Annotated in this window: 20 protein-coding genes and 2 pseudogenes; 10 read left to right on the top strand and 12 right to left on the bottom strand. The window is 71.1% G+C overall.

The window, feature by feature from the left end; all coding sequences use genetic code 11:
* Positions 1-60: 60 nt before the first annotated feature.
* Positions 61-2,205, bottom strand: coding sequence for an MmpA family trehalose lipid delivery protein (locus tag K3888_RS12195; RefSeq protein ID WP_230930533.1), 2,145 nt, complete (start codon positions 2,203-2,205; stop codon positions 61-63).
* Between the two features lie 188 nt (positions 2,206-2,393).
* Between K3888_RS12195 and K3888_RS12190 the strand changes: the two genes are divergently transcribed.
* Positions 2,394-3,575 carry a polysaccharide biosynthesis protein gene (locus K3888_RS12190; RefSeq protein WP_269075145.1) on the top strand — a complete coding sequence of 394 codons (1,182 nt, stop codon included), beginning with the start codon at positions 2,394-2,396 and terminating at the stop codon, positions 3,573-3,575.
* Between the two features lie 316 nt (positions 3,576-3,891).
* Here K3888_RS12190 and pgfA read toward each other — a convergent pair whose 3' ends face one another.
* Positions 3,892-5,370 carry a cell envelope lipid trafficking protein PgfA gene (gene pgfA, locus K3888_RS12185; RefSeq protein ID WP_230930531.1) on the bottom strand — a complete coding sequence of 493 codons (1,479 nt, stop codon included), beginning with the start codon at positions 5,368-5,370 and terminating at the stop codon, positions 3,892-3,894.
* Between the two features lie 100 nt (positions 5,371-5,470).
* On the opposite strand from pgfA, the pseudogene K3888_RS12180 reads away from it, so the two are divergent.
* Positions 5,471-6,571: pseudogene (locus tag K3888_RS12180) on the top strand (acyltransferase family protein); the annotation flags it as partial.
* Positions 6,572-6,582: 11 nt separating this feature from the next.
* Here K3888_RS12180 and K3888_RS17980 read toward each other — a convergent pair.
* Entirely contained in the window at positions 6,583-11,265 is a 4,683-nt protein-coding gene (locus K3888_RS17980) for a DUF3367 domain-containing protein (RefSeq protein WP_372459572.1), read from the bottom strand.
* 35 nt (positions 11,266-11,300) lie between these two features.
* A complete protein-coding gene (locus tag K3888_RS12170) occupies positions 11,301-11,468 on the bottom strand; it encodes a DUF2613 domain-containing protein (protein WP_230930530.1) in 168 nt (55 codons plus the stop codon).
* 180 nt (positions 11,469-11,648) lie between these two features.
* Between K3888_RS12170 and K3888_RS12165 the strand changes: the two are divergent.
* Together K3888_RS12165 and K3888_RS12160 are read left to right on the top strand one after the other, a co-directional pair.
* Positions 11,649-12,248 (top strand): annotated as a pseudogene (locus tag K3888_RS12165) (TetR/AcrR family transcriptional regulator); the annotation flags it as partial.
* A 107-nt stretch (positions 12,249-12,355) separates the two neighbouring features.
* Entirely contained in the window at positions 12,356-14,233 is a 1,878-nt protein-coding gene (locus K3888_RS12160) for a long-chain-acyl-CoA synthetase (RefSeq protein WP_372459571.1), read from the top strand.
* 262 nt (positions 14,234-14,495) lie between these two features.
* On the opposite strand, the gene K3888_RS12155 is transcribed toward K3888_RS12160, so the two are convergent.
* Both K3888_RS12155 and argJ read right to left on the bottom strand, forming a co-directional pair.
* Positions 14,496-14,987 carry a nuclear transport factor 2 family protein gene (locus K3888_RS12155; RefSeq protein WP_230930611.1) on the bottom strand — a complete coding sequence of 164 codons (492 nt, stop codon included), beginning with the start codon at positions 14,985-14,987 and terminating at the stop codon, positions 14,496-14,498.
* A 23-nt stretch (positions 14,988-15,010) separates the two neighbouring features.
* A complete protein-coding gene (gene argJ, locus K3888_RS12150; RefSeq protein ID WP_230930529.1) occupies positions 15,011-16,243 on the bottom strand; it encodes a bifunctional glutamate N-acetyltransferase/amino-acid acetyltransferase ArgJ in 1,233 nt (410 codons plus the stop codon).
* A 299-nt stretch (positions 16,244-16,542) separates the two neighbouring features.
* On the opposite strand from argJ, the gene K3888_RS12145 reads away from it, so the two are divergent.
* From K3888_RS12145 to K3888_RS12130, 4 genes are all read left to right on the top strand, one after another.
* Positions 16,543-16,710, top strand: coding sequence for a hypothetical protein (locus K3888_RS12145; protein ID WP_230930528.1), 168 nt, complete (start codon positions 16,543-16,545; stop codon positions 16,708-16,710).
* A gap of 366 nt (positions 16,711-17,076) precedes the next feature.
* Entirely contained in the window at positions 17,077-17,235 is a 159-nt protein-coding gene (locus K3888_RS12140; RefSeq protein WP_230930527.1) for a hypothetical protein, read from the top strand.
* Between the two features lie 703 nt (positions 17,236-17,938).
* A complete protein-coding gene (locus K3888_RS12135; RefSeq protein ID WP_182633267.1) occupies positions 17,939-18,079 on the top strand; it encodes a hypothetical protein in 141 nt (46 codons plus the stop codon).
* A 152-nt stretch (positions 18,080-18,231) separates the two neighbouring features.
* Entirely contained in the window at positions 18,232-18,696 is a 465-nt protein-coding gene (locus tag K3888_RS12130) for an SRPBCC family protein (protein ID WP_230930526.1), read from the top strand.
* Between the two features lie 77 nt (positions 18,697-18,773).
* Here K3888_RS12130 and K3888_RS12125 read toward each other — a convergent pair whose 3' ends face one another.
* From K3888_RS12125 to K3888_RS12105, 5 genes are all read right to left on the bottom strand, one after another.
* Positions 18,774-18,944, bottom strand: coding sequence for a hypothetical protein (locus tag K3888_RS12125; protein WP_230930525.1), 171 nt, complete (start codon positions 18,942-18,944; stop codon positions 18,774-18,776).
* A gap of 63 nt (positions 18,945-19,007) precedes the next feature.
* Positions 19,008-19,151 carry a hypothetical protein gene (locus tag K3888_RS12120; RefSeq protein ID WP_230930524.1) on the bottom strand — a complete coding sequence of 48 codons (144 nt, stop codon included), beginning with the start codon at positions 19,149-19,151 and terminating at the stop codon, positions 19,008-19,010.
* A gap of 367 nt (positions 19,152-19,518) precedes the next feature.
* Complete coding sequence (locus tag K3888_RS12115; protein WP_230930523.1) at positions 19,519-20,616, bottom strand: NAD(P)H-dependent flavin oxidoreductase; 1,098 nt, start codon at positions 20,614-20,616, stop codon at positions 19,519-19,521.
* A gap of 10 nt (positions 20,617-20,626) precedes the next feature.
* A complete protein-coding gene (locus K3888_RS12110) occupies positions 20,627-21,955 on the bottom strand; it encodes an APC family permease (protein WP_230930610.1) in 1,329 nt (442 codons plus the stop codon).
* 51 nt (positions 21,956-22,006) lie between these two features.
* Positions 22,007-22,879 carry an NAD(P)H-binding protein gene (locus tag K3888_RS12105; RefSeq protein WP_230930522.1) on the bottom strand — a complete coding sequence of 291 codons (873 nt, stop codon included), beginning with the start codon at positions 22,877-22,879 and terminating at the stop codon, positions 22,007-22,009.
* A 147-nt stretch (positions 22,880-23,026) separates the two neighbouring features.
* On the opposite strand from K3888_RS12105, the gene K3888_RS12100 reads away from it, so the two are divergent.
* Together K3888_RS12100 and K3888_RS12095 are read left to right on the top strand one after the other, a co-directional pair.
* Positions 23,027-23,638, top strand: a complete 612-nt coding sequence (locus K3888_RS12100) for a TetR/AcrR family transcriptional regulator (protein ID WP_230930521.1) — start codon at positions 23,027-23,029, stop codon at positions 23,636-23,638.
* A gap of 104 nt (positions 23,639-23,742) precedes the next feature.
* Positions 23,743-25,035 (top strand): glycoside hydrolase family 3 N-terminal domain-containing protein, encoded by a 1,293-nt coding sequence (locus K3888_RS12095; protein WP_230930520.1) that lies wholly within the window; start codon positions 23,743-23,745, stop codon positions 25,033-25,035.
* Here the strand turns inward: K3888_RS12095 and K3888_RS12090 are convergent.
* Positions 25,024-25,695 (bottom strand): DNA-3-methyladenine glycosylase I, encoded by a 672-nt coding sequence (locus K3888_RS12090; RefSeq protein WP_230930519.1) that lies wholly within the window; start codon positions 25,693-25,695, stop codon positions 25,024-25,026. The two genes, K3888_RS12095 and K3888_RS12090, sit on opposite strands and share 12 nt — an antisense overlap.
* Between the last annotated feature and the right edge of the window lie 9 nt (positions 25,696-25,704).

Below are 25,704 nucleotides of genomic sequence, written 5' to 3'. Positions count from 1 at the left end.
GCGGGGTCCGAGCCGTCGCCTCCGCGGTGTACCTCCGCGGTGTAGGCACCCATTGCGGCGTCAGCTGTTGCGGTCGACCCGGCCCGCCCGTACATGCACCGTGGCCAGCGCGATCGAGGCGACCAGGACGATCAGCCACAGTGCGTGCGCCGCGAGCACCACCCCGCGGGCGGCTCCCGAGGCCGGGGCTGCGGATGCCTCGGACAGGGTGTTTTTCCAGGTCGACGCAATCTCGTCGGCACTCGACTCAGTCGTCAGACCCGCTGCGTCCGGCAGATTCGCCCCGGCCGGCGGCGGCAGCTCGTAGAGGGTGAGTTCTGGGTTGGAGAAGATTGTCGTCGTCGTGGTTTCTCGGGGGGCGTCCTCCGCGGTGAGGGTCCGCGCCGACTCGCCGCGGGGCCCGGCGGACGTGCGCTCGTCGAGCACCCAGCGGATGCCCATCGATGCCAGGACCTGCGGATCCTCGCCACGCATCAGCGCCTCGGTGGCCCGGCGCGCGCGATCCCCCTCGCCAGTGACCGCAGCCTGGCCCGCGCCACCGACCACGAGATCGCCCGGCACCAACACGCGTGTGTCCAGCAGTCGCGGCGCCGGGTCGAGGACTGCGCGGCCGTCCGCCCACAGCGGCGTCGAACGGAACGACCCGGCCGGCAGGACCAACAGATCGCCGGGCTGGCCGTCGACGATGGCGGCCACCTCCGCCCAGCCCGAGCCGAACGTGACCGGCCGCAGCTGGCCCCACAGAACACGGGGGGCGTCGGGGACCGCGGCGATCGCGATGGCCGTCACTGCGATGGCCGCGCCGATCGGTCGAAGGCGCGTGGCGAGGGCGCGGGTCGCGAACGCCAGCGCGAGGACCGTCGCCGGCAGGGCGAGCGCCACGAACTTCTGCGTGTCCCGCAGCAGGCCCGCGCCCGGAACAGTCCCGACCAGCGCGTCCAGCAGAGCGATTCCCGGTCCCGTCGCGGCCAACGTCACCAGGAACCAGGTGAGGATTGCGGTCGGGATCGTCGCCCGCACCGCCGGCAGGTGCCGGGAGCGCCACAACCCGCGCGCCGCGAGCGCCCAGACCAGCAGGAGCAACACCAGGGCGGCGGCCGCCCACCACGTCGCGCGCGACGGCGGCACCGCCTGCGAGTTCCAGATTCCGCCCAGCCCGACGACCGAGCCGAGCGTGCCGATGCCGGGCTCGGCGCGGGCGGCAAACGCGGCCACCCCGGTCGCCGCAGCACCGGCTGGCCCCCCGCCGCCTGCAGGTCCGGCGCCGCCTGCCGGTCCCGCACCGCTGGCCAAGGCCGTCGCCAGCAACCACGGCAGGGCGGTGACCGCGGCCGTTGCCGCGAGCGCCACGGCCGCACGCGCTCGCGCACCGGCCCACGCCCTACGGCCAGGCGACACGTCCGCGCAGATCAGCGCCACTGCCGCAGCGATGACGGCCAGCACCCACCCGGTGGGCGTGAGACCGGCGATTGCCAGCGCAGCGCAGGCCCCGGCGATACGCAGCCCGCCACGCGCTCCCCCGGCCCCGCGGCCCGCCCGACTTGCGCGCCCGGAATGCGCGTTTTCCACGGACTTGCGCGCCCGGATTGGACCATTCGGGGCGCGTAAGTCTCCGGGGTCCGCACGCGCGAGGAACACAGGCATCGTCATCACGGCCGCGACGCCCGCCAGCAGAGACCAATGCCCCTGCAGCAGCCGCTCCACCACGAACGGATTCCAGACCGCGCCCACCACCGCCGGCAGCCGGATCCAGACCGCCGAGCCTGCGATCCGCGCCGAACCCGCAGCGCCCGCCGCCCGCGCCGAACCCGCAGAGCCCGCCGAACCTGCGGCGTCCACTCCGCCTGCCCCGCCGAGCACCGGCATGACCTGCCGGACCAGGGCGCCCGCCGCGACCGCGAGCCACACGCAGAAGATCGCCGTGAGCAGGCCCGTCAGCGGCCAGATCGGCAGCCCGACCGCGTCCAGGGTCCGGCTCGCCCACACCATCGCGATTTCCTGCGGCACCGCCCGCGCGGCCGACTCCCCCAGCCCGAGAGCCGCATCAGACAGCGGCGGGCTCGGGGTGGCCACCCAGTCCCGCAACAGCGGGAAGCCCGGGCGCGCGAGTCCCGCCAGGAGCAGGGCCGTCACGACCAGACCGATGCCGGCGTCCGTCAGCGCGGCCGCGCCGACCCGACCGCGGACCCCGGCGCTGGCTGACATGCGGACATTCCATCACGTCGTCAGAGCGGCATCCGCGCTCGCGCCTGCTCGGCCTCCGTACCGCGGGATGGGCTCGTCTCCCGCATCCGCCTACGATCACCCGTGTGGAACATCAGGAACGCACGGCGGCACCCGACTCCGCCACCAGGCGCTTCCTGACCGGCGCAGGAGCGGTGACGGCGGGCTCGATGCTCGCCAACATCGCCGCCTACCTGCTACATCTGCCCGCCTCGCGTTGGCTGGGGCCGGAGGGTTACGGCGCCTTTGCCGCACTGCTGTCAGCGCAGTTGCTGGTGGCGGTGCCGTCGCTCGCGCTGCAGGCGGTCGTGGCGCGCGAGCTCGTGCGCGGCGTGCCGAGCGAAACGTTGCGGTCGCTCGGCCGACGGGTCGCGCTGCTGGTCGCGCTCGTCGCGGCGCTGGCCGTGGTGCCGGTGTCGCTTCTGCTGGACACGCCCGTGCTCGCCACCGCCGCAGCCCTGGTGCCGGGCCCGGTGCTGTGTCTTCTCGCGACCGAGCAGGGCCTGCTCCAGGGCGCCGAACGGTTCCGGGCGCTGGGCGCGGTGCTGGCACTGGCCGGCGCGGGAAAGGTCGTGCCGGCGGTCGGCGTGCTCGCGGCCGGCGGCGGAGTCGGTACGGCACTCGCGGCCGGGGCGGTCGGTGTGGCGGCGGCCTGGCTGGTGGCGGGCCGGATCGTGGCGGCCGGCGCCAGCTTCGCCGTCTCGTCTGGCTCGTCCGACTCCTCCGCCTTCCTCAGTCGCGAAGCCGGACCGTTGTCGCCCGGGCCGTCGTCGCCCGGGGTGGCCGCCGTACTCGCGGCCGGGCAGGTCCAGCTGGTGATGATGGCGCTGACCTCGGTCGACCTACTTCTGGCCCGAGCTCTCCTCTCCCCCGAGGATGCGGGTCGATACGCGCTCGGGGCCGTTGCTGCGAAGGCCGCCTTCTGGCTCCCCCAGGCCGTCGGCACCGTGCTCTATCCCCGCATGGCCGATCCCGCCGGGCACCGGGGTGCTGTCCGCTCCGCAGTCGGTGTGCTGCTGGGGATCGGCGCGGTGGTGGTGCTCGGTGCCGCAGTGGCCGCCCCGCTCGTGCCGGTACTCGTCGGCGCCGACTACCAGCCGGTCGCCGGGCTGCTCTGGGCCTTCGCCGCACTCGGCGTGGTGCTCAGTGTGCTGCAGGCGTTCCTGCTGGCCACCATCGCCACGAATCGGACCGTCGAGGCCGGCGTCGCCTGGTGCGGGCTGGCGCTCACGGCGGTCGTCGTGTGGTTCGCACCTCGTGACGTGACCGGGGTTCTGGGGGCGACGCTTGTCGTCGTGCTGGTCACCACGGTCGTCGCCGGCTGGCGCGCACTCCGGGTCCGGCCCGCCTGAGCAATCACCCCGCCTGGGGTCCCGCCCCTGAGATCTGCCGCTCGAATCGCGATCTGCCGCAGGAGCTCCGGCGGCAGATCGCAGTTCGACCGGCGGATTTCTGTCTGCGCCCCGGTGGGCTGGCCAACGGATCGATACGGGGGCGGCGGGGCGGAATTGGAGTCAACGACAAGAGCGTTCCGCACACTGTCCTCTCGGACGTTGTGTGCGGAACGCTCTTGTCGATATATCCGGCGGGCGGGCCAGGCGAACGGACCGGGGCAGGCGGGCGGGGGCCGGGCTGCGGGCGACTACAGCCCCGGCCCCGAACGCCAGATCAGGCGCGGGCGTCCGGACCTGGACCGACAGGACCGGAGCCGCCAGCAGCGGGACCCGCAGGCCCGCCGGAGCCGTACCCGCCCGGAGCAGAACCGGCAGGGCCAGCAGTACCAGCGGGACCAGCAGAACCGGCGCGCCCGGCGGAACGCGACGCGCCCGGCCTGCGGCCCGCGGTGCGCGAGCTTCCGGCACCGCCGCCGCGAGCACCGAGCACGATGCCGCCGATCAGCGACAGCACGCCCAGGATGCCCAGGATGATCGGCACGACGCGGCCGAAGGTGTTGAGGGTGTCGGCGCTGTCCTGCGCACCCGCCAGCGTGATCTCCTGGGTCTCCTCGTTCCAGCCGGACTGGAAGCGGACGGCCGTGCGGGTCGGCTCGGCCCTCTCCTCTTCCACGGCGGTCTTGTCGTTGAAGAAGGCGTCGGCCTCGGCCTGGTCCTCGGCGAAGAACTGGAAGATGTCCTCGGAACCGTTGACGATCTGGCCGGTGGACGGGTTCACCCAGATGGTGCGGGTGTTGGTGTAGAAGCGCCGCATGTCGACCTCGCGCTCCGGGTCACCCTCGAGGCCCCACTGGCCGGCGGTCATGCCGTCGCGGCGGTAGCTGGCCAGGACGGACTCGACGGCCGGGTCGTAGCCCTCGGAGATCGAGGCGAAGTGGTCGCGGATCGAGGACCACATGTCGATGGGGCCCAGGTCCTGGCGGAACTCGTACGCCTCGACGCCGCCGACGGTGGTCTCCCCGACGAATTCGATCGGATTGGTTGTGAAGGTGCTGGCGTCGAAGTACGGGTACGACTTCTGCTCGGTGTCGAACGGGAACTTGTACTGCAGGCCATCCCGGACGAAGCCGACGGGGGCGGACTCCTCGCCACCGGCGGCGACGACCTGCATGGTGCTGGTGGCCTCGTCGATCGGCATGGCCGTGACGCGGTCGAGGGTAATGCGGTCGACGGTGGCGTTGATCAGCGCGGCGTTGTCGCCACCATCGGCCAGGTCCTCGCGCAGCAGCGACTGCGCGGCCTGCATGGTGATCACGTCGGAGTCCGAGGGCTCGACGGCAGTGACGCGACGCTGCGAGTACAGCGGGATGTCGTTGTCGATGAAGCAGCTCACGGCGAGCTGGACCTCGGAGTCGTCGGCCTCGTCGTCGCCGACCGCCTCGACGTCCCCGCCCTCGGCAGCGCCCTCACCGGCAGCCGCGTCGTCCCCGCTCGCGTCGGGCACGCGGCACTCCTCGCGATCGGCGTTGAGATCGGTCGGCGTGTTGGTCGCCAGCGACAGTCCCACGAGCACCGCGCCCGGCGAGACCTCGGTGACCGTCGTGGAGTTGATGTCCAGCGGCGTCTTCTTCTGCGCCGGCACCACGAAGAACACCAGCGCGAGTGCGATAGTGATCAGGAAGGTCCCGAGCCCCACCAGGACCAGCGCGGGAACAGTCGACCTCCGTCCCGCGGAACTGCTCTGACGTGCCATCGGTAGTCCTCCTGGAGTATCGCCGTCGGTCCGCCCACCGCCCGGGGTTCACCGGGGCGATCGCCCGGGCCGGACCATCATCAGGAGAAGATTAACAGTGATGAAGAACGCAAACGGCACCCCCGACCACCGAGTCGGCACTCTCCCGGCCGCCCGCGGGTTCGTCCCGGCGCTCGAGGGATTGCGCGCGATGGCCGCCTTCGCCGTTCTCACCACCCATGTCGCTTTCCAGACCGCCTCCTCGACCGGGTCGGCGATCCACCGGGTCTGGGGCCGCATGGACCTGTCGGTGGCCGTGTTCTTCGCGCTCTCGGGCTTTTTGCTGTGGCGCGTCCACGCCCTGCACGCCCGCTCCGGCGCCCCCGGCACCGCCCGCCCGGCCCGCACCTACCTGCGCTCGCGAGTCGTTCGGATCATGCCCGCCTACCTCCTGCTGGTGGCAGCCGCGTTCCTGCTCCTGCCCCAGAACGCCTCCAGCCCGCTGACAACCTGGACGGCCAACCTGACGCTGACACAGGTGTTCGTCCCGGACTCGCTGGCCGAGGGGCTGACGCACGCGTGGTCGCTGTCGGTGGAGATGACCTTCTATCTCGTGCTGCCGCTGCTGTGGTGGGCGCTGGCCCGGCTGCGGGGTGCGGCCGCGCGGTGGCGGATCCCGGTGATCGCCGGGGCGGGGGTGCTCAGCCTCGGGTGGGCGCTCGTGCCCTGGTATGAGCTGGGGCTGCCCGAGCGGCTCAACGACCAGATCCTGCCGCTGGCCTTCGCCTCCTGGTTCGCGGCGGGCATGATTCTCGCCGAACTGGTCGCCGCCCCGCAGGGCCGCATCGCCGCCCTGGCCCGGCACCGCCACGCGCGCTGGGGCTGGTGGGCGCTCGCGGCGGCCGCGTTCCTCGCCTCGACGGTGCCGCAGTGGTTCACCGAGGGCTTCGTCCACCCGTCCGGCCTGGAGTTCGCGGCCCGCACCGCGCTCGGCGCAGCGGTGGCGTTCTTCCTGCTCGCCCCGGTCGTGCTCGCGCCGGAGGACCAGCGCTTCGCGGTCCTGGGCTCGGGGCCGGTCACGATGCTCGGCCGCTGGTCGTACGGGGTGTTCCTGTGGCACGTGCTGGTGCTGCACTTCGCGTTCCAGATCGCGTTCGTGCCGATGTTCTCCGGGCGGATGCTCGAGATCTGGCTGCTCACCGCGGCGGTGTCGACGGTGATCGCCGCGGTGAGTTACTCGCTGGTGGAGGAGCCGTCGCGCCGCTGGTTGTCGCCGCGCCGCGACCCGGGCGCGCTGCCGGTGTCAGACGGCCGGTCCGACGACGGAGCCAACGACCGGGACGAAGTCCCAGCCGAAGACCGGTCCGACGACGACGCCCCCACCGACGGCACCCCCACCGACGGCCAGCCCGCCGCCAACCCCGCGCAGACCAGCCCGAACACCGTCGCCACCTGAGGCGCCCAGCCGTCACCGGCGTAGCCGAGCGGGTCCGGCCACGGGGCACGCGCCAGCAGCGCCGCGCCGCCGACGATCCCGATCCCGCTGCCGACGACGAGCCAGCGCCGCGCCCGTCCCGCACCCAGGTACCTGCTGGTCACCAGTGCCGCACCGGTGAGACCGGCGGTCAGGGCGAGCCCCACCGGCCCGGCAACGGCGAACCCGAAGACCGCAGTCGCAGCCACGATCACGGCGCCGCCGGCCCGCCGCGGGGTCGTCCGCGTCCCGGCACGGTCGTGCTGACCGCGCACGAGGAACAGCACGAGCACCAGCAGCAGCGCGATGGGCCCGGTCAGCAGTGCAGCCCGGTACGGGCGGTCGAGCGGCACGGTGAGGACGAGCGTCATCCCGGTGTCGGCGGCGGGCAGGACCCAGCCCTGCTTCCAGCCGTCGATCGTCACGGGCCGCGGGTCGGAGAGCTCGGTGCCGTCGTCGGCCACGAGCCTTGCCTGCCACGCCGGGGTGACCGACTCGGGGATGACCAGCACCCGCTCGCGCGCCGAGCCGGACACGTACAACTCGCGGCGGGAGTCCTCCCAGGCCACGGTGCCGACGGCGCGCGTGGCCTGGAGGCCGCCCCCGAGCGGCGCGGCGCTGCGGGCCGCGCCCTCGCCGCCGCGTCCGCCCTCGCCACCTGGGCCGCCCGAGCCAGCGGGCCCGCCTTCGCTGCCGGGGGCGACGCGGAGCCCCACCGCGTCGACCGTGAACGCCTCCCCGGGGTCGACCGAGACCTCCTGCGGGCCCGCGGCGAGCTCCACAGGCCGGCTGTCGCACAGTTCGGCCGGGACGGCGGCGCCGGAGAGCAGGTCGCGACGCGAGGCGCTGATGCGGGTTCCGACGATCCGGTCGCCGATGTGGATCCGGGGCCCGTCCTGGCAGGTCAGGGTGACAGGCTCACTGTCTGCTGCGGGCAGTGCGCCGATGCGGGCGCCTGTGTCGTCCTGCACCCAGACCTCGGCCAGTCCGCCGGGCACGGGCGCCCCACCGGGGTCGCGCACGTCGGCGGTGGTGTCGAGGCGGAGCGTGACGCGGTCGGTGTAGTCGGGGGGAAGGTCGACGACGACGGAGCCGTCCTCCTCCGTGGCGAGTTCGGTCAGGTCGATGCTCGTGCGCTGCACGCCGGTGTCGATCGTCACGACCGCAGGAGCCGCGGGGGCCGCGGCGCGGGGGGCCCACAGGCGCAGCGAGCCGACGAGGTGCCGGCCGGGAAGGCGCAGTTCGAGGGTGGGCGAAGGCCCGTCGGGGGCGTGCCAGCTGGTGGCGCGGTCGCCGTCGACGGCCGCGTTCGGCCCGCCGGCGGGGTCGGTGACCTCGGAGTCCCCGAAGGCGCGGACCTGCCGGAAGCGGCTGGCGGGCGTGCCGCGCAGGACGTCGTCGAGCGCGGGTCCGGAGCGGGGGCGGACCAGCAGCTGCGGGACGACCTCGGTGTCGGCGGGGACGTCGAGGAGGCGGGCGAAACGCCCCGGTTCCTCGGCCTCGATCCAGAGTTCGGGCGCACAGCGGACGGCGCCCGTCTCCTCCTCGGCACCGGCGAGCCCGTCCACCGGGGAGCCGCCGTGGACGCAATCCGAGCGGCCGGGCAGCTCCTGGCGCAGCAGCCACCCGGAGGGGGCCGGCGCGGGGTCGGGCCGATCGGGCAGCGCGATCGTGCGCAGCAGGGGGACGTCCTCGCCGCCGGTGGTCAGCCCGATGTCCGCGATCTCGAAGTAGGTGCCGCGACCGCCGTCGGCGAAGCCGGTGGCCGTGACGCGGACCCGCTCGGTCTCGCCCGGCGGCAACGCGATGGTCGTCTCCTCGCCGAGCGACGGGAACACCGTGGTGGTGCCGGTGTCGGTGCGCACCTGCAGACTCGTCAGCGCGGCCCCGGCGGTCGGCTCGGGCACGGTCAGCCGGAGCACGGCGCGGTCGACGGGCTCGGGCAGCTCGATCTCCATCCACTCGCCGAACGCCGAGCCGATTCCGCCGGAGCGCCACGTGCTGTCCGGGTCGCCGTCGACCGCCGCGGCCACCGAATGCGACGGGCGCACCGGGCCGGTCTGCGCGGAGTCCGCCGCGGACGACGACACCGTCACCCGCGCATCCCACCAGCGCGCCCGGGCCAGCGGTGGCTGCTCGTCCGCGACGCTGGCCGCGTAGTCGGGGATCGTGCCGCGGCTGCGGCGGGGATCGCCCTCGGCCCGCACGGCGGACGAGTGGTGGTCGAGGCGGCCGAAGTCGGTCTCACGGTCCATCGGCGAATCGGTGAGCACCGGCCCGATCGAGTTCACCGGCCGCGGCCGCGGGAACGGGTCCGATCCGGGCCCCACATCGGCGGCGAGCGCGTCGGCCTCGAGCAGGCGCGTCACCCGGGCCGGGGAGCCGGTCGTGTCGCTCCCGACGCCAAGGTCGTCCAGCGCGGCGAGCGACTCCGGGCCGCCCGCGACCACCGGCAGGTCGCGGACCTCCACGGTGTACGGCGCCGTGGCCGAGCGCGGCGGACCCGGGGCGGTCGCATCGGAGCCCAGCCGGGAGTCGACGCGGTATATCTCGATCGCGGGATACGCGGGCCGGAGCCCGGAATCCGGGACGACGACGGGCTCAGGGTCCTCGGCGTTGTCGTCGTCGGCCTTGTCGTCGTCGGCATTGTCTCCGTCGGCGTCGTCGTCCCCCTCGGGCGCGCGGGCGCCGCCGACCGGCGCACCGAAGTCGGCGACCCGCACCAGGCCGGGCGAACCCTCGAGCGCCTGGTGGACCAGTGCGGGCCGCGGGGCGGCGGAGGCGGAGGCGTCGGTGCCCTCGAGGTCGTTGCGCACCACCAGGTACCCGATGCCCAGCGAGGCGAGCGTGGCGGCCATGCCCGGCGCGGGGCGGCCGTCGGCGAGGCGGCGTTGGACGGCGTCGAGGGCGCGGATCGCGGGGGCGGGCTGGAGCGGCACCGAATCGCGGACGGCCCAGGGGGTGTCGGCGAGCGGCTGAAGTGGCTCGTCGCGGGTCACGCCCCACACCTGGCGCGCGAAGGAGGCGCCGGGCACGACGAGGGCGCGCGTGGTGCCGGCGGGGTCATCGGTACCGTCGGGCCCCGCCACCGGCGCGTTCTCCGACAGCCACGCCGCGGCCTCGGGCCAGTAGTCGGGCACCTGCTCGTGCGCGCCGACCGGGGCGAGCTTGCCCAGCCACGCCGGGGCCACCGCGACGGACGCCGCCAGCACCACGACCATCGCCAGCGCGACGGAGCGGTCGCGCTCGGGGTGCGCCAGCGTGTCGGCCACCTGACGGCGGTCCCCGCCGACCCGCGCGAGCAGGTGCGCGAGCAGATGCGCCACGCCCAACACGATCGGCAGGCGCAGCAGCGGCTCGAACTTGTGGACGTTGCGCAGCGGGGCGCCGGAGCCGTCAAGGAACGCGCGCACCGTCTCCGCCAGGCCGCCGCCGGCGGGACCCACCCACGGCGCGGCCATCGCGACCAGTCCCACGGCGGCGATCACCAGCAGTCGGCCGCGGGCGGGCATGCCCCGGCGCAGCAGTCCCACCACGCCGACGGCCGCGATCACGCCGGTGGCCAGCACGTACACGGGCTCGCTGGTGAGGGCGGCGCCCGCGATGCGGTCGGTGGAGACGAACGGCACCCACGTCGAGGCGCCGCGCAGCACCTCCGTCACCGAGGACCAGCGGGTGGTCACCTCGGCGGACTCGATGTGGTCGAGGAACGGCGGCGAGACCCGGCCGAGCAGCACCAACGGCACCGCCCACCACACGCACACCGCCGCGGACAGCGGCAGCCACCATGCGGCCAGGCGTGCCCACGTGCGGTCGGGGCGATGCATGACCCACCACAAGATCGCGGGCAGGCACGCGGCGGCGGTGGCCACGGCGTTGACCGCGCCCATGAGCGCCAGCGCGAGCGCCGCCCCCGCCCCGCCGCGGCGCGGCGACATGCGGCCCTGCAGCACCCGGATCACCGGCAGCAGCACCCACGGCGCCAGCGCGACGGGCCAGATCTCCGAGGAGATGGAGCCGAGGTCGCCGAGCATGCGCGGGGCGAGCGCGTAGAGGATCCCGGCGGCCGCGCGGGTCTGGCGGGTGCCGATCCGCAGCGCGGCCGCCACGCGCACCACGCCCACATAGGCCACGGTGAGCAGCACCGCCCACCACAGGCGTTGGGTCAGCCAGGCCGGCATCCCGACCAGGTCGAACAGCGCGAAGAACGGCCCCTGCGGAAACAGGTAGCCGTAGGCCTGGTTCTGGACCTGGCCGCCGAAGGACATCCCGGTCCACAGGTGGGTGGCGCCGGCGAGGAAACGGACCGGGTCAGCGACCAGGTCGTACTTGGTGTCGGGGACGATCTGCCCCGGGGCCTGCAGGCAGGCGAGGAGAAGGAACGCGAGAAATGCGACGACGCCGTCGCGCGCACCGGCGCCGAGACGGATCCCGCGGATCACCTAGGCCGGAGGAAGGATTGACAGGGGGCGGGCGGCTAGCGCGCGCCGTACTCGACCTGGCCGAGCAGCGCCTGGTCGGCGGGCGGCTGCGGCACCTCGGGGATCGTGTTCTCGGCCATCGAGGTGTTCAGCCCGAACGCAACGATGCCGCCGAGGACGATTCCGCCTACTGCGCTGGCGAGCGCTCCGGTGCCGAAGCTCATCGAGTTCTCCCTGCGATTCACGAAAAAAGATGCGGTTCCGCGGGCACCTCAGGGGCACCCCGACGCCGAAAGACTAGCACCCCGCTTCGCGCCATTTCGTAGGTAGCGCTGACCACGAGTCCTTACTGGCGGGTAAGTTAGTGTGGCAGAACACACCCACGACCCGCCGGGAGGAGCCCTGTGTCGACCGGGACCAAGCGCATCCCACGCGCTATCCGTGAGCAGCAGATGCTCGACTCCGCGATCCGCGTGTTCGCCGACCTCGGCTACCGCTCCGCCTCCATGGACACCATCGCGCGCGACGCGAAGATCTCCAAGCCGATGCTCTACCTCTATTACGGCTCCAAGGAGGAGCTGTTCACGGCCTGCGTGGTCCGCGAGTCCGGGCGGCTAATCGACCAGCTCACCGCCGCGGCGCTCGCCGGCTCCGGTCCGCGCGGCCGCCTCGAGAGCGTGGTGCAGTCGTTCCTCGAGTACGTCGACGAGCACCCCGACTCGTGGAACGTCGTCTACCGCCAGGCCTTCGCCGAGCCGGCCTTCCGCGGGGAGGTCGAGAAGATCCGCTCGGGCCTGGTCGATCTCACCACGGACGTCCTGCAGCAGCACTGGGGTGACGAGCGCAGCCGCGAGAACCTCGAGGTGGTGGCCACCGCGCTGGTCGGCGCGGGTGAGGCGGTGGGCGACCGGGTCGCCCACGGGGCCATGCCCACGTCGGTGGCCGCGCGGGTCGTCGTGGACCTGGCCTGGCGCGGCCTCGCCGGCGACCCCGTCCGGGACCTGTCCGGGGCGGTCGGTGCGAAAGACCCCCACAAGACCGTCGATGACGACGACAATGCGGACACCGTCGGTACGTCCACCCACCGCCCCGCCGCCACCGAGGAGCAGCCGTGACAGACAAGACCTCAGCGACCACCAGCGGTGTCGAAGGCGCCCGCACGCTAAGCCCGATGGACCTGGCCAAGGGGCTCCCGTCGATCATCGCGGACCTGCCGTCCGTGCTGAACGGGCTGCGGATCGTGCGGACCTCCCGCCCGAGCGACCACGTGTCGATCGGCACGCGGTTCGAGTCCCTGGCGGCCTCGCAGCCCGACGCCCCGTTCCTGCGTTTCCTCGGCACGGAGGTCTCCTACGGCGAGGCCAACCTGCGCGCCAACCGCGTAGCGGCGGTCCTCAAGGATCACGGCGTCACCCGCGGCGACACGGTGGGCGTGTGCATGACCAACCGCACCGAGGTGATGCTCGCGATCCTGGGCGCGGCCAAGGCCGGCGCGTCGGTGGGCCTGCTCAATCACCATCAGCGCGGCGACGTGCTCGACCACTCGCAGAAGATCATCGAGTCGAAGGTGGTGCTGGCGGGCGCCGAGTGCGCCGAGACCGTCAACTCCATTCCGCGCGAGGACTGGAGCGGCACGCTCATCGCGGTCAGTTCGCCCGTCGACCTGCCGCAGCGCGGCCTCATCGCGGGTGACCGGCCGGAGTCGATGTCCGATCTGACGTGGCTCGAGGACGAGCTCGCCGCGCTCGAGGACTCGGTGGGCGAGACCGATTTCCCGGACGCCGCCCAGACCGTCGGCACCGAGACCGCGTACTACATCTTCACCTCCGGTACGACGGGCCTGCCCAAGGCGTCGACGATGTCGCACTACCGGTGGAACCGGGCCCTGGCCGGCTTCGGCCTGTCCGGAGTGCGGTTGAAGAAGGACGACGTCCTGCTCTGCCCGCTGCCGATGTACCACAACAACGCCCTGACGGTGGGGCTCGGCTGCGTCCTGGCCGCGGGCGCCTGCATGGCGATCGAGGAGCACTTCTCCGCCTCCAAGTTCTGGGATCAGGCGCGTGCCTCCGGGGCGACCGCCGCGATCTACATCGGCGAGATCTGCCGTTACCTGCTCAATCAGGAGCCCGGACCCGGCGATCGCGACCACTCGATCCGCGTGATGACCGGCAACGGCCTGCGCCCCGAGATCTGGGACCAGTTCACCGAGCGGTTCGGCATCGACCGGATCTGCGAGTTCTATGCGGCCAGCGAGTGCAACATCGCCTTTGTCAACGCGTTCAACGTGCCGCGGTCCACGGGCTACTGCCCGATGGATTTCGCGATCGTGGACTACGACCCGGAGACCGGCGAGCCCCGCCGCGGCGCTGATGGTCGCCTGTCGAAGGTCGGCAAGGGCGGTGTGGGCCTGCTCCTCAGTGGTATATCGGCGTCGCAGCCCTTCGACGGCTACACCGACCCGGAGGCCACCGAGAAGAAGATCGTCCGCGACGCGTTCGCCGACGGCGACGCCTGGTTCATCTCGGGCGACCTCATGATGAACCAGGGCCTCAAGCACGCCTCGTTCGTCGACCGGCTCGGGGACACGTTCCGCTGGAAGGGTGAGAACGTGGCCACGACCGAGGTCGAGGCCGCGGTCGGCACCCAGCCCGGTGTGGACCAGGCCGTGGTCTACGGCGTGCCGGTCACGGGCGCCGACGGCAAGGCCGGCATGGCCGCGATCCGCCTGCACGACAGCGCGGAGTTCGACGGTCAGGCCATGGCCGACGCGTTGCGCAAGTCCCTGCCGGCGTACGCGGTCCCGGCGTTCATCCGCCTCTCCGCCGAACTCGAGCACACCTCGACGTTCAAGAGCCGCAAGACCGAGCTGCGCGAGCAGGCCTTCGACACCAGCACCTTCGACGAGCCGGTCTACGTGCTCACCAGGAAGAACGGCTACGTCCCTCTATACGAGGGCGCCGAGCGCGAACTGGTCGACGGCACCGCCTGACGCGGCCGCAGCCGCCGGACGGCGCCGCCCCACCTCCGCAGTTGCAAGACACCCCGCCCCACCTCCGCGGTTGCAAGACACCCCGCCCCGCCTCCGCGGTTGCAAGACACCCCGCCCCGGTTGCACGACAAGAATGGCGAAATCTGCCCGATCCTCGAACGAGAAGTCGTGCAACCGTAGGTCGATGTCTTGCAACCGAGGGCCGGGCGACGTCCGGCGGTTACCGGGGGTGCGGGTATAACGCGTGCAGGGGCCGGGCCGCTCAGTCCTGCGACCAGCCGGTGTCCACGCGGATCCGCTCGAGCCGCCGGTACGAGATGAGCCAGTGGCCGTCCACCCGGCGGTAGCGCTCGTGATAGTGGCCCCAGCCGTGCAGCCAGCGCTCGCGGCCGTCGACCTGCCACCACAGGCGGTCCTCCATGGCCCAGATTCCGGTGGCGGTCGGCTCGCCCGTCTCCGGGTGGGGCCCGGCGTACTCGATCAGCGGCGTGTGCCCGTGGTGGACGCTCGTGACCGGCGAGGCCCCGTCGAGGGTGTCGCGGATCTTCGCGGTGAGTGCCTGCCGTCCCTGCACCTGCGCCTCGCCGCCGCCGGCCGCCCAGGACTTGCTCACCACGTCCTCGGTGTGGCACGGCCCGTAGCCGTCCCACTGTTTTGTGTCCATGACGTAGAGGCGGCGGGCGAACACGGCACGGATCGCCTCGAGGTCGGCGGTGGAGAGCGCAGACCCGCCGTGGGCCTCGGGCTCGCCGATCCCGGCAGCACCGGATCCGCCCGTCACGTCGTGTAGTCCGCGTTGATGGCGATGTACTCGCGGGTGAGGTCGCAGCCGTAGACGGTGCAGGAACCGCCCGCCGACCCATCCCCGGAACCGTCAGCACCGCCCGTCACGCCCAAGTCCACGGCGATGGTGACCTCCTCGGCCCGCATGATCTCGGTGAGCCGCTCGAGCTCGGCCTCGCCGGGGAAGGCGGGGTAGGTCTCGAGGTCGCCGAAGACGATCGTCACGCGCTCCGGGTCGATGTCGGTGTCGTCGCTGCATTTTCCGATCGCCATCGCGACGCGGCCCCAGTTGGGGTCGGCCCCGTGCACGGCGGTCTTGACCAGCGGCGAGTTGAGGATCGCCTTGGCAACCCGCTTGGCCTGGTCGCGGTCGCGCGCGCCGGTCACCTCGACGGTCAGCAGCTTGGTGGCGCCCTCGCCGTCGCGGGCGAGCTGCCGGGTCAGGTCCAGGCACACGGCCGTGAGCGCGTCGCGGAGTTCGTCCTCGGCCACCTCGCCCGCCGTGCCGCTGGCGAACGCGATCGCGGTGTCGGAGGTGGAGGTGTCAGTGTCGACGGACAGGCAGTTGAAGGTGTCGTCCACCGCGGCCCGGAACGCCGCATCGAGCACGCCCGGCTCCACGGCGGCGTCGGTGAAGATCACGGCGATCATCGTGGCCATGTCGGGCTCGACCATTCCGACCCCCTTGGCCACGCCCACGACCTGGGCGGTGGACCCCGTGGTCGTCGTCATTTCCCGCACGGAGGTCTTGGGGTGGGTGTCGGTGGTCATCATGGCGGCGGCCACGGCCAGGGCGTCGGAGCCGAACTCGGCGCCGGCGAGCCCGTCGAGGTGGGTGCGCAGCAGGTCCATGGGGTACTGGCGGCCGATCACGCCGGTGGAGGCGATGAGTAGGTCCTCCGGCGGCACGCCGACGGACGCCGCAGCGCGGTCGAGCACCTCGCGCGCGTTGGCCATGCCCTGCTCACCGGTGGCGACGTTGGCGTTCTTGGCCACCACCACCAGGCCCCGCGCGCGGCCGGAGGCGGCGTTGGCGCGACTGAGGACCACCGAGGGGCCGGCGAAGAGGGACCGGGTGAAGACGGCCGACGACGCGGGGGCGGGACCCTCGTTGACGACGACGACAACGTCATCACCCTCCTCGCGCAGACCCGCGGAGCCGGCATGGGCTCGGAAGCCGGCCGGCAGGGGGACGGTCGCGGGTGAGGCGGGCGGGTGCGCAGTCATGCGGCCATTGTCCCCCGCGGGCCCGGCGGGCGGTGGCGAAGGGCTATGCGTACGCCGATTACACAGATTTTCTGGTTTGTGACGTACATTACAGACGTCCAAGTTTGGGGCGCTAACCAGCGTCGATAAGTCGCCCCACATCCGAGAACCCCTGTGCGACAACCCCTCAAGATGGAGATGTCGGGGTTCCGACGTAACGTTTCGTAGCGAGTTCGGGATGTACTTCACGAGTCCATCACGGACCGCAATACGAGAGCAGCGGCGCAGCACGGTGCCGCTCACAACGAAAGGACTCCACCATGGGTTCCATCACCGACATCTTCCAGACCTTCCTCGGCGCCATCGAGGGCTTCGTCAGCACCGGCTCCGCCGCCGCCAACGGCTTCCTTGGCACCGGCTCCGCCGCCGCCAACGGCATCTTCGACACCGTCACCGGTTCGCTCGAGGGCATCGTCGTCGGTGAGTGATTTCACTCCGACCAACTAGCGGCCCAGCCCGCTAACCGGTCAACACAGCGCCGGCATTCGTCTTCGGACGGATGCCGGCGTTGTGTATTTCGGAGATGCGCAACTCAACAACTCGCGCTGCGAACCAGGCAGGCACTGTGGACATTATGAGCCAAATTACACATGAAGATCCGCGCGCCGAACTAGCTGCCGCTATAAAGAAAGTGCCGACGTTTCCTCAATTTCATTCTCGCTCTACGGATGACGGCACCGCACCCCATACGTAACGTCCTGACGTGAGTCATTGGCGAACCCCAGCGTTCTCAACGACTCGACCGCACTGGGAGCGGTGCACCCTCGCGCCGCCCACGACGAAAGGATCACCACATGGGTTCCATCGCTGACTTCCTCCCCGGCCTCGCCGCCGGCTCCAACGCCGTTGACACCGGCTCCGCCGTGGTCGACGGTGGCGCTGGCCTCTTCGGCGACGTCCTCAGCTTCTTCGGCGACCTGGTCGCACAGGCCACCGGCTCGCTGTCGGAGTGATCCGACCAGGCTGCGCTTAGTTAGCGCAGCCTCAACGCCTTAGCGCTGGCATCGCCTTCGGGCGGTGCCAGCGCTGGCCATTTCGCCGGCTCCAGCTTGGGTAGCTCGATCCGTCGCGAACCCCGTAAGAGGGCGAATTCTCGCCAACGCCTCGTTACGCGCGCCATACCGAAGGCGTTAAATTAGCGACACCCCCTTCGGTGCCTCCCCGCGCCATCGCGAACGACTCCTTCGCCGGGATGCATGACCGGCAACTCCACCTCGCGTCGCTCGACGCATCTCCGCCCGGCCCATCGCACCAAGCGCGACACAGTGAACCGCTGGCCTCCCACAACAGTGGTCGACTTCGTCCCCGCGCCGACACTCCGGCCGCACCGGATCTAGCGATACACCAAGCTCTCCAGCTCCCACGCATCGCCGACTGCCCGCCTACATGGCGACGACCTGACGCTTGTGACTCGATCGAAACAATCGCGGCGACGGTGGCCACAGCTGTTGGCGAACAGGGCATCTGTAAATCTCAGATGTCCGACTGCGCGGAGAACCTCGTCTACCAGAGCAACGTGCCGAAGACTGGCCGTAACACTGTGATTCGAATCACAGATATGTGGGGCGAGTCCACCACGGGGCCCTTGAGACCCAGCGGCGAACTCAGTTCAACGCGACGTGTCCACGCCGCACCTCCGTCGAAGGGACCACCACTATGTTCTCCGATATTCTCAACCAGCTCGGCTGGGGTTCAGTCATGTTCAACACCGGCTCCGGCATCCTCGATGTCAGCACCGGCTTCCTCGGCAATATCCTCTGGGTCCTCGGCGGTAACCTCGCCAACTGGGGATCCTGACCCAAGAACGACCACTAGCGGGCTGGCCCGCTGACCGGTCGGCATCGCGCCGGCATCCACTCATGGGGAAGGGATGCCGGCGCCGTGCATTTCACGACGCCGTGTTCCCCGCTGCCCCGATTGAGACGCCGAGCGGCACTACACTCGAGCCCATGCAGCTTGACCTGTCCCGCCACGTTGACGCCGACCCCGACACTGTGTGGGCCGTCCTCACCGACATCCCCAACGCACACCGCACCCTTTCCGGTGTGTTGTCAGTGGAGATCCTGACCGCCGGCGTCTACGAGCCGGGCTTTCGCTGGCGCGAGACCCGCAAGATGTTCGGCATGAAATCGACCGAGGAGATGATGGTGCAGACCGCGGACGCACCGCACTCCACCACGATCGTTGCCGAGAACGGCGGGACCGAATACAAGACCGTGTTCACCTTGACTGCCGACGCCGACGGGGGCACAACCCTGTTCATGCACTTCAGCGCGGAAACCGCGCACGCCCCGGCCATCTCCCGGGTAGTCATGGGCGCGATGGGCAAGGTCGCGCTGAACTCGACCCGCAAGACCATGGAGCAGGATCTGGCCGACATCGGGAGCGAGGCCGAGCGCCGCGCCAACTCCTGACGCCACGCACCCAAATCGATCGACCCCCAGGTTGTTGCCCGGGGGTCGATCGGAGTATTCGCTACGAACTCGAAGCTTTAGACCGGGATTTCCTGGCCGCTACCGGCGTAGATCGCCTCGAGGACGTTGGAGAACAGGCCGGCAACGCTGCCTGTGCCGGTGCCGAGCAGGGTTCCGATGAACTCTCCGAAGCCCGCGACACTGCCCTCGACGGCGCCGAAGACGTTGTCAATTGATCCGAATAGCATGGTGCTTCCTTTGCATTCTGCGATGTGAGTGGATGGCGATCAGTTATTGCCGACTAGCCAGAGTCAGACGGCACCGTTGCCGACACCGATGAGGTCGCCAATGGAACCGAACATGGCACCAACGAGTCCGTCGATGCCGGCCATGATGGTGAGCAGATCCAGGACGCCGCCGCCCATAGCTTCAGTGGACGCCGTGAGTGAACCCATCTTTTTCCCCTTCCGGGAGTCAACGTCAAAGATTGTTGACGTTCACGAACAGTGTTACCAGAACGTAGCATGCAGTGATCTACGACACAATAGTCGGGTCATGTCGCACAACTTCGCTGGTCGTTCGGAAGCCGCGCCATCGTTGCCCATTAAGTTCCACTCCTCGAACTTGTGATCGGCCCGAGCGCGCGCCACCGAAACTCAGGCGATCTTCAGGCGGGGTCCTCACACAGGCAGCGCCCGTTCGGGTTCCCTGGAGCCAGGCCCGCCTCAGTACACGAGAATTCGCTGCCTACCCTCCGGCCGCTCCGAGGCCAACGAATGCCGACTCGAGGCTGCGGAATCCGGGGGGCTCCCGGCTGAAGAATCAGCCCACTGAGGGCCGCGCGTCATCCCAAAGCTCGGCAACCACCTCGCCGGCCGGCCGATCGGCGTAGGCATCAGCAGCCCGCCACCGCGACCCGGCCCACAGCGGCGGCACGTCGATGTCGCCCGCCTGGACGGCGGCTTTACGCATCGGCCCGGTGAGGATGTGCAAGTGCGGATACGCGGCCGGGGCTGCGTCGTGGTGCTCGGCCACGAAGTCGTTGACCAGCGCGCGAGCGTAGCGCCCCGTGTAGCAGCGGGTGGGCCGCGTCTCGGTGAACCGCGGATCGCCCAGTGCCGCCCTGTGCAGCGCGCTCGTGCCGGCCTCGGGCGTGCGCAGCAGCACGGTCCCGAGCTGCACGCCGGTCGCACCGGCGGCCAGCGCAGCGGAAACGTCCTCCGGGGTGACGATTCCGCCGGCGGCCACGAACTCCACGTCCGGCAGTGCCGCGCGGACGGCCCGCACCAGCTCGACGGTGGTGATGTCGTCGGGCTCCTCCCCCACCGCCGTGGTGGATCGGTGCCCGCCGGCCTCGGCGCTCTGCACGGACAACCAGTCCGCCCCCACCTCGACGGCCCGCCGCGCATCCTCGACGCCGGCAACGGTCACGACCACCGCCGACCCCGCCTCCTGCAGCCGCTTCACCACATCGGCGCCCGGGATCCCGAACGTGAACGAGACGACCGGCACCGCCTCCTCGACCAGCGCGTCGATGGTGGCGTCCTGGTCGAAGTCGGTGAACTGCGGGTCCTCGGCCAGCGCGATGCCCAGCCGCTCGGCAACGGGCTGCAAGCCCTCCGCGTACTTCTCGAGCCCGGCCATGCCGCCCGCGGCGTCGAGGGCCGCCTCGGAGTCGGCCCTGTCAAGCAGAAAAACGTTGACGCCGAACGGCGCGTCGGTGAGCTCGCGGACGCGCGCGATCTCGGCGCGGGTGGCCTGCGCATCCAGGTATCCGGAGCCGATCAGTCCGAGCCCGCCGGCCTCGCCGACCGCGGCGATGAGCTCTCCGGTGGTGGGCCCGCCGGCCATGGGCGCCCCGATCACGGGACGGCGCAGGTGCGACGGGAGCAGGCGGGCGTGTGGTTCGGCGTCGGTCATGTTCCCGACGTTACGCCTGGTGGGATCGCGCGGCGGGCTGCACCATGCCGCGCCGGGTCACCGCGTACACCGCTCCGCCGACGACGAAGACGACGACACCGCCGACCACCGACTCCCACGGCAGACTCCCGGCGACCGTCACACAGCCGAGCGCCCCGAGCACCGGCACCCAGGCCGGCAACCGCCGGCATCTGCGGTCCAGGCGCAGGGCCGCGGTGTTGGCCACCAGGTAGTAGACGAGCACGGCGAATGAGGAGAATCCGATCGCCTGGCGTACGTCGGCGAGCAGGACGATCACCGCGACGAGCACACCCACGCAGATCTCGGCGACGTACGGCGTCCGGCGCGTGGTGTGGACGGAGGCGAGCGGCGCGGGCAGGTGCCGGTCGCGGGCCATCGCGAGCGTCGTGCGCGAGACGCCGAGGATCCCGCCGAGCAACGCACCGAGCGCGGCGATCCCTGCGGCGATCCGCACGACCGGGGCGAGCTCGCCGCCGCCGATGCGTTCCGCTGCCTCGAGCACCGGTGCGGCCCCGGCTGCGACACCGCCGACCCCGAGGACGTGGATGATCGCGGCCAGCACCAGCGCGTAAACCACGATGACCAGCGAGATCGCCAGCACCACGGCCTTCGGGATCGTGCGGGCCGGGTCGCGCACCTCCTCGCCGAGCGTGGCGATGCGGGCATAGCCGGCAAAAGCGAAGAAGCAGAAGCCGGCGCCACCGAGGACGCCGAGTAGCCGTGCGGGCCATGCCTCGCCGTCGACCGCGGGCACCGGGACAAGCCCCGCCTCCGCGGCACCCATTCCGGCTGTGCCCGACCCGGCCGCGACGGCCTCCGTGCCGCCGCCGGACGGCGCGACCCAGGCCATCACGAGAAATACCGCGAGGACAATCAGCACGATCGCCACCAGCACCTTGGCCACGGCCGCCGTGCGTTGCACCCCCAGCACCGAGAGCACGGTGAGCAGGAGAACGGCTGCCGCCGCGACGAGTTTCGCGTGCCCCGGCCAGATGTACAGCCCCACGGTGAGGGCCATGGCCGCGCACGAGGCGGTCTTGCCCACGATGAATCCCCAGCCGGCGAGGAACCCGGGCAGCGGGCCCAGAAGTTCGCGGCCGTAGACGTAGGTTCCGCCGGCGGCGGGGAACTGGGCGGCCAGCCGGGCCGAGGACAGGGCGTTGCAGACCGCCACCAGCGCGGCGATCGCGAGCGAGGCCCACACGAGCGAGCCGGCGCGGGCCGCGGCGGGGGCGAACGCCACGAACACGCCGGCGCCGATCATCGCGCCGAGCCCCACCACCACCGCGTCGGTCAGACCGAGCCGACGATCAAGCATCTGGTTCACCCGCGCACAGTCACACATTCAGGTTGACGGCCGGTGAACTCGTCAGCTGCGCGCGTCGCACACCCCTGTGGATTGATCGGCCAACTGCTCCGCAATGCTGCGCGGCTCCCGACCGAGCAATCGCGCGAGCGTGAAGCCGGGCTGTGCGAAATGGCCGCTCCGTGTCGCCTGGAACATGGAGAGTGTGAAGCGCGCTGCCGGCTCGGGAATTCCGTTCGCCACTTCGCCGTCCACCCATTCTTCATCGTCGACGACGACTCGTTCGATGTGGCGCCCGGTGAGCTCAGAGGCCGCGGAAGCGAAATCTGCGAGGGTGACGGGTGACGACAGAGTCAGATCCACAGGACCGTCCGGTTGTCTGTCGGCAGTGAGGATCGCGGCCGCGGCATCTGCGGCGTCGCGGCGGTCGACCCAGGAGAACGGCCCGTCTGCGGGCTTGGCTATCGTCCCCGTCTTCCGCCACGGGCCGAGCAGCTGTCCGAGATCGCCGTAGAAGCCGTTTCGCAGGGCAGTCCACGCGACTCCGGAACCCGCCAGGTAGTCCTCGGTGGCAGCGTGGATCTCGAGTGGCGGGTAGGGCGTGCCGAACCCGGTCCCGTGAGCGCTCGTGTACAGGATCCGTTCGGCTCCGGCCGCTACAGCTGCATCGATCGCAGACCGGTGCTGTCGGACGACGTCCGCGCTGAGGTCACTGGAAGAAACGAGCAGCACCTGTTTTGCGTCGGCGAACGAGGCACGGAGAGCATCCGGGGTGTCGTAGGTCCCCTGCCGTACTCGGATCCCTCGTTCGGCCAGGTGCTGAGCCCGGCGGGGATCTCGAACACTGACCCCGATGCCACTCGGGTCGATGCGCTCGAGGAGGCGCTCGACGGTCGCCCCGTTGAGCACGCCTGTTGCTCCGGTCACGATGATCACACGTAGGTCCTTTCGCCGGGAAGGCGCGCGCCGGGTCTGGCGTCCACAAATTGACTAGGTGGGTCAACTTGTTGCCGGGTACCATGGTGAGGGAAATTGACCCGACTGGTCAAGTTGCCTCTGCGACCAGGAAGGCCCTGTGGCTACATGTCGTCGTCCTCAACACTGCGCGCCGATGCCCGCCGCAATGTCGACGCGATCCGCGCTGCCGCGGTGGAACTGTTCCGAGAGCGCGGCTTGTCTGTACCGCTCGAGGACATCGCCGCGGCCGCTCGCGTGAGCAAGGCGACCATCTTCAACCGTTTCGGCGGGAGGGTCGGCCTGATCGATGCCGTCATAGACGAAGTGGTGGCGGTCGAACTCATGAACGTCATCGATGAGGCCCGGTCAATCGGAGAAGTACGGGAACGAGTAGTCGCGTATGTCCGTGCGATTCGCACCCTGCAACACTCGCTGCCTGCAGTCAATGATGTCCTCGTGCAGGAGTTCCCGGATTCCGAGCCACTCATGGAACTGTGTCGCGCCGGGGACGCCTTCCACTGCGAACTCGTCGCGGACGGGCATTCCGCCGGCGTCCTGGCCCCCGAAGTCACGGCTGGCGATTTCCAGATGTTGACCACAGACAACGCCCTCGCGTTGAAACACGGTCGTACGCGGCCAGCCCGCGCCGACTACGACCGACGAACGGAGCTCATCCTCGGCGGAATCTGTCCGGGCAACGGGTCGAACCAGGCCCGCCCCCTATCCGAGACTGACTAGCGACCCGCCCCGGTCATGCTCGGTGTCGCTCCGACCCGGCGTGAGCCCGGCCCTGCCACGTCGGCGATGCGGTGGATGAGCGAACGGCCGATACATTGGAGAGCGTGTTTCGTCTCCGCCGGCTCCGCCTGACGGCTGCCGCCTCGATCACCGCTTTAGCGCTGGTCAGTTGCGGTACCGGCGAGCCCGCGGATCAGGCGCCCCCGCCCGCGGCCGACACCACCCCAGCCGACGTCGCCACGGCGCCGCCCACCGCGCCGTGCGACTCGCCGTTCGCCGCACTCAGCCAACGCGAGCGGATCGCGCAGCTGTTCACCGTGGGCGTGAGCTCGATGGCCGACGCCCGCCAGGCCGTGGAGCAGCACAACATCGGCGGTGTGTTCATCGGCTCGGGCGTCGTCGGCGAGGCGGTCTCCGGCAGTGGCCTGGCCGAGCTCCAGAAGACCGCCCCGCTGCCGCTGCTGGTCGCGATCGACGAGGAGGGCGGCCGCGTCTCCCGCATCGCGCCGTACGCGGGGCCGATGCCCTCGGCACGGGTCATGGCCTCCACCATGAGTCCCGAGCAGGTCCGGGCGACCGCCCGCACGCGCGGTGAGTTCCTGAACCGCATGGGTGTGACGGTGGACTTCGCCCCGTCTCTGGACGTATCGGACCAACCTGACCAGGCCGTGATCGGCGACCGCTCCTTCTCCCCCGACCCGGCCCGTGTGACCGAGTATGCCCGCGCGTTCGCCGCCGGGCTGCAGGACGCCGGGATCACCCCGGTGTTCAAGCACTTCCCCGGGCACGGCCGCTCCTCCGGCGACAGCCACTTCACCACCGTGACGGTGCCGCCGCTCGACCAGCTCGCGGCCCACGACCTGCGGCCCTTCGCGGAGCTGGCCGCCACGCCCGGAGCCGGGATGATGCTGGGGCACCAACTGGTCCCCGGCCTGACGGGCGCGGACCGGCCGGCGTCGCTCTCCCGCGCCGCGTACCGATTGCTGCGGGAGGGGCGCGGCTACGGCGCCCCCGCGTTCGAGGGGCCGATCTTCACCGATGACCTCTCCGGGATGAAGGCCGTCTCCGACTCCTTCCCGCTGCCCCGGTCGGTGACCGAAGCCCTGATCGCCGGCGCCGACTCCCCGCTGTGGATCACCACCGCCGGCATCGGCGAGGCGCTCGACTCGGTCGAGGGCGCACTGGCGAACGGGGCACTGTCCACCGACGCCCTCGACCGATCGCTGGAGCGGATGGCCGAGGTGCGCGGAATCCCGGAGTGCGCGAACGGCCCGGTCACCGGCAGGATGTCCGCAGCAGGCTCGCTGGCCGCCCCTATCGAACCAGTCGCTCCCGGTCCGGGCGCCCCGCCGGCCACCTCATCACGGGCCGCGGACCTCGCCCCACTACCCCGTTGAACCGGAGGCCCAGATCCCGGACGTGCCCCTGCGGTGCGAATCCATGAGGTGGGTGTCCACCACCCCGATGGCCTCCATCAGTGCGAACACCGTCACCGGCCCGACGAAGCGAAAGCCCCGCCGCTTGAGCTCTTTTGCCAACGCGACCGATTCGGGCGACTGCGTGGGCACCTGCTCCATGACCCGCGGCTCGGGCGTGGCCTCGGGCCGGTACGACCAGATGAGCTGCGACAGCCCGCCGTCGGAACGGAGCTCGACCACCGCGCGGGCGTTGCTGATCGCGGCATCGATCTTGCGGCCGTTGCGCACGATGCGCTGATCGGCCATGAGCCGCTCGACGTCATCGGCGCCGAAGGCCGCCACCGCATCGGGCGAGAACCCCGCGAAAGCCTCCCGTAACGCCGGGCGCTTACGCAGGATCGTCACCCAGCTCAGCCCGGACTGGAACCCCTCCAGCACGAGCCGCTCGTACAGCCCGGCCTCGTCGTGGACGGGCATGCCCCACTCGGTGTCGTAGTACTCCCGCAGTAGCGGATCGCGGGCCGCCCACGGTGGCCGCCGCAGCCCGTCCTCGCACAGCACCGAGCCGCTCCCGGTGGCGAGGGCGGTAGTGGCGTCGGCGGTAGCGGCGGTGGCCCCGTCCTGCGTGTCGTTCTGCATGAGATCTCC

The organism is Dietzia aurantiaca (assembly GCF_021033825.1).
GTDB lineage: Bacteria > Actinomycetota > Actinomycetes > Mycobacteriales > Mycobacteriaceae > Dietzia > Dietzia aurantiaca.
This window is presented reverse-complemented; position numbering and strand designations above follow the sequence as displayed.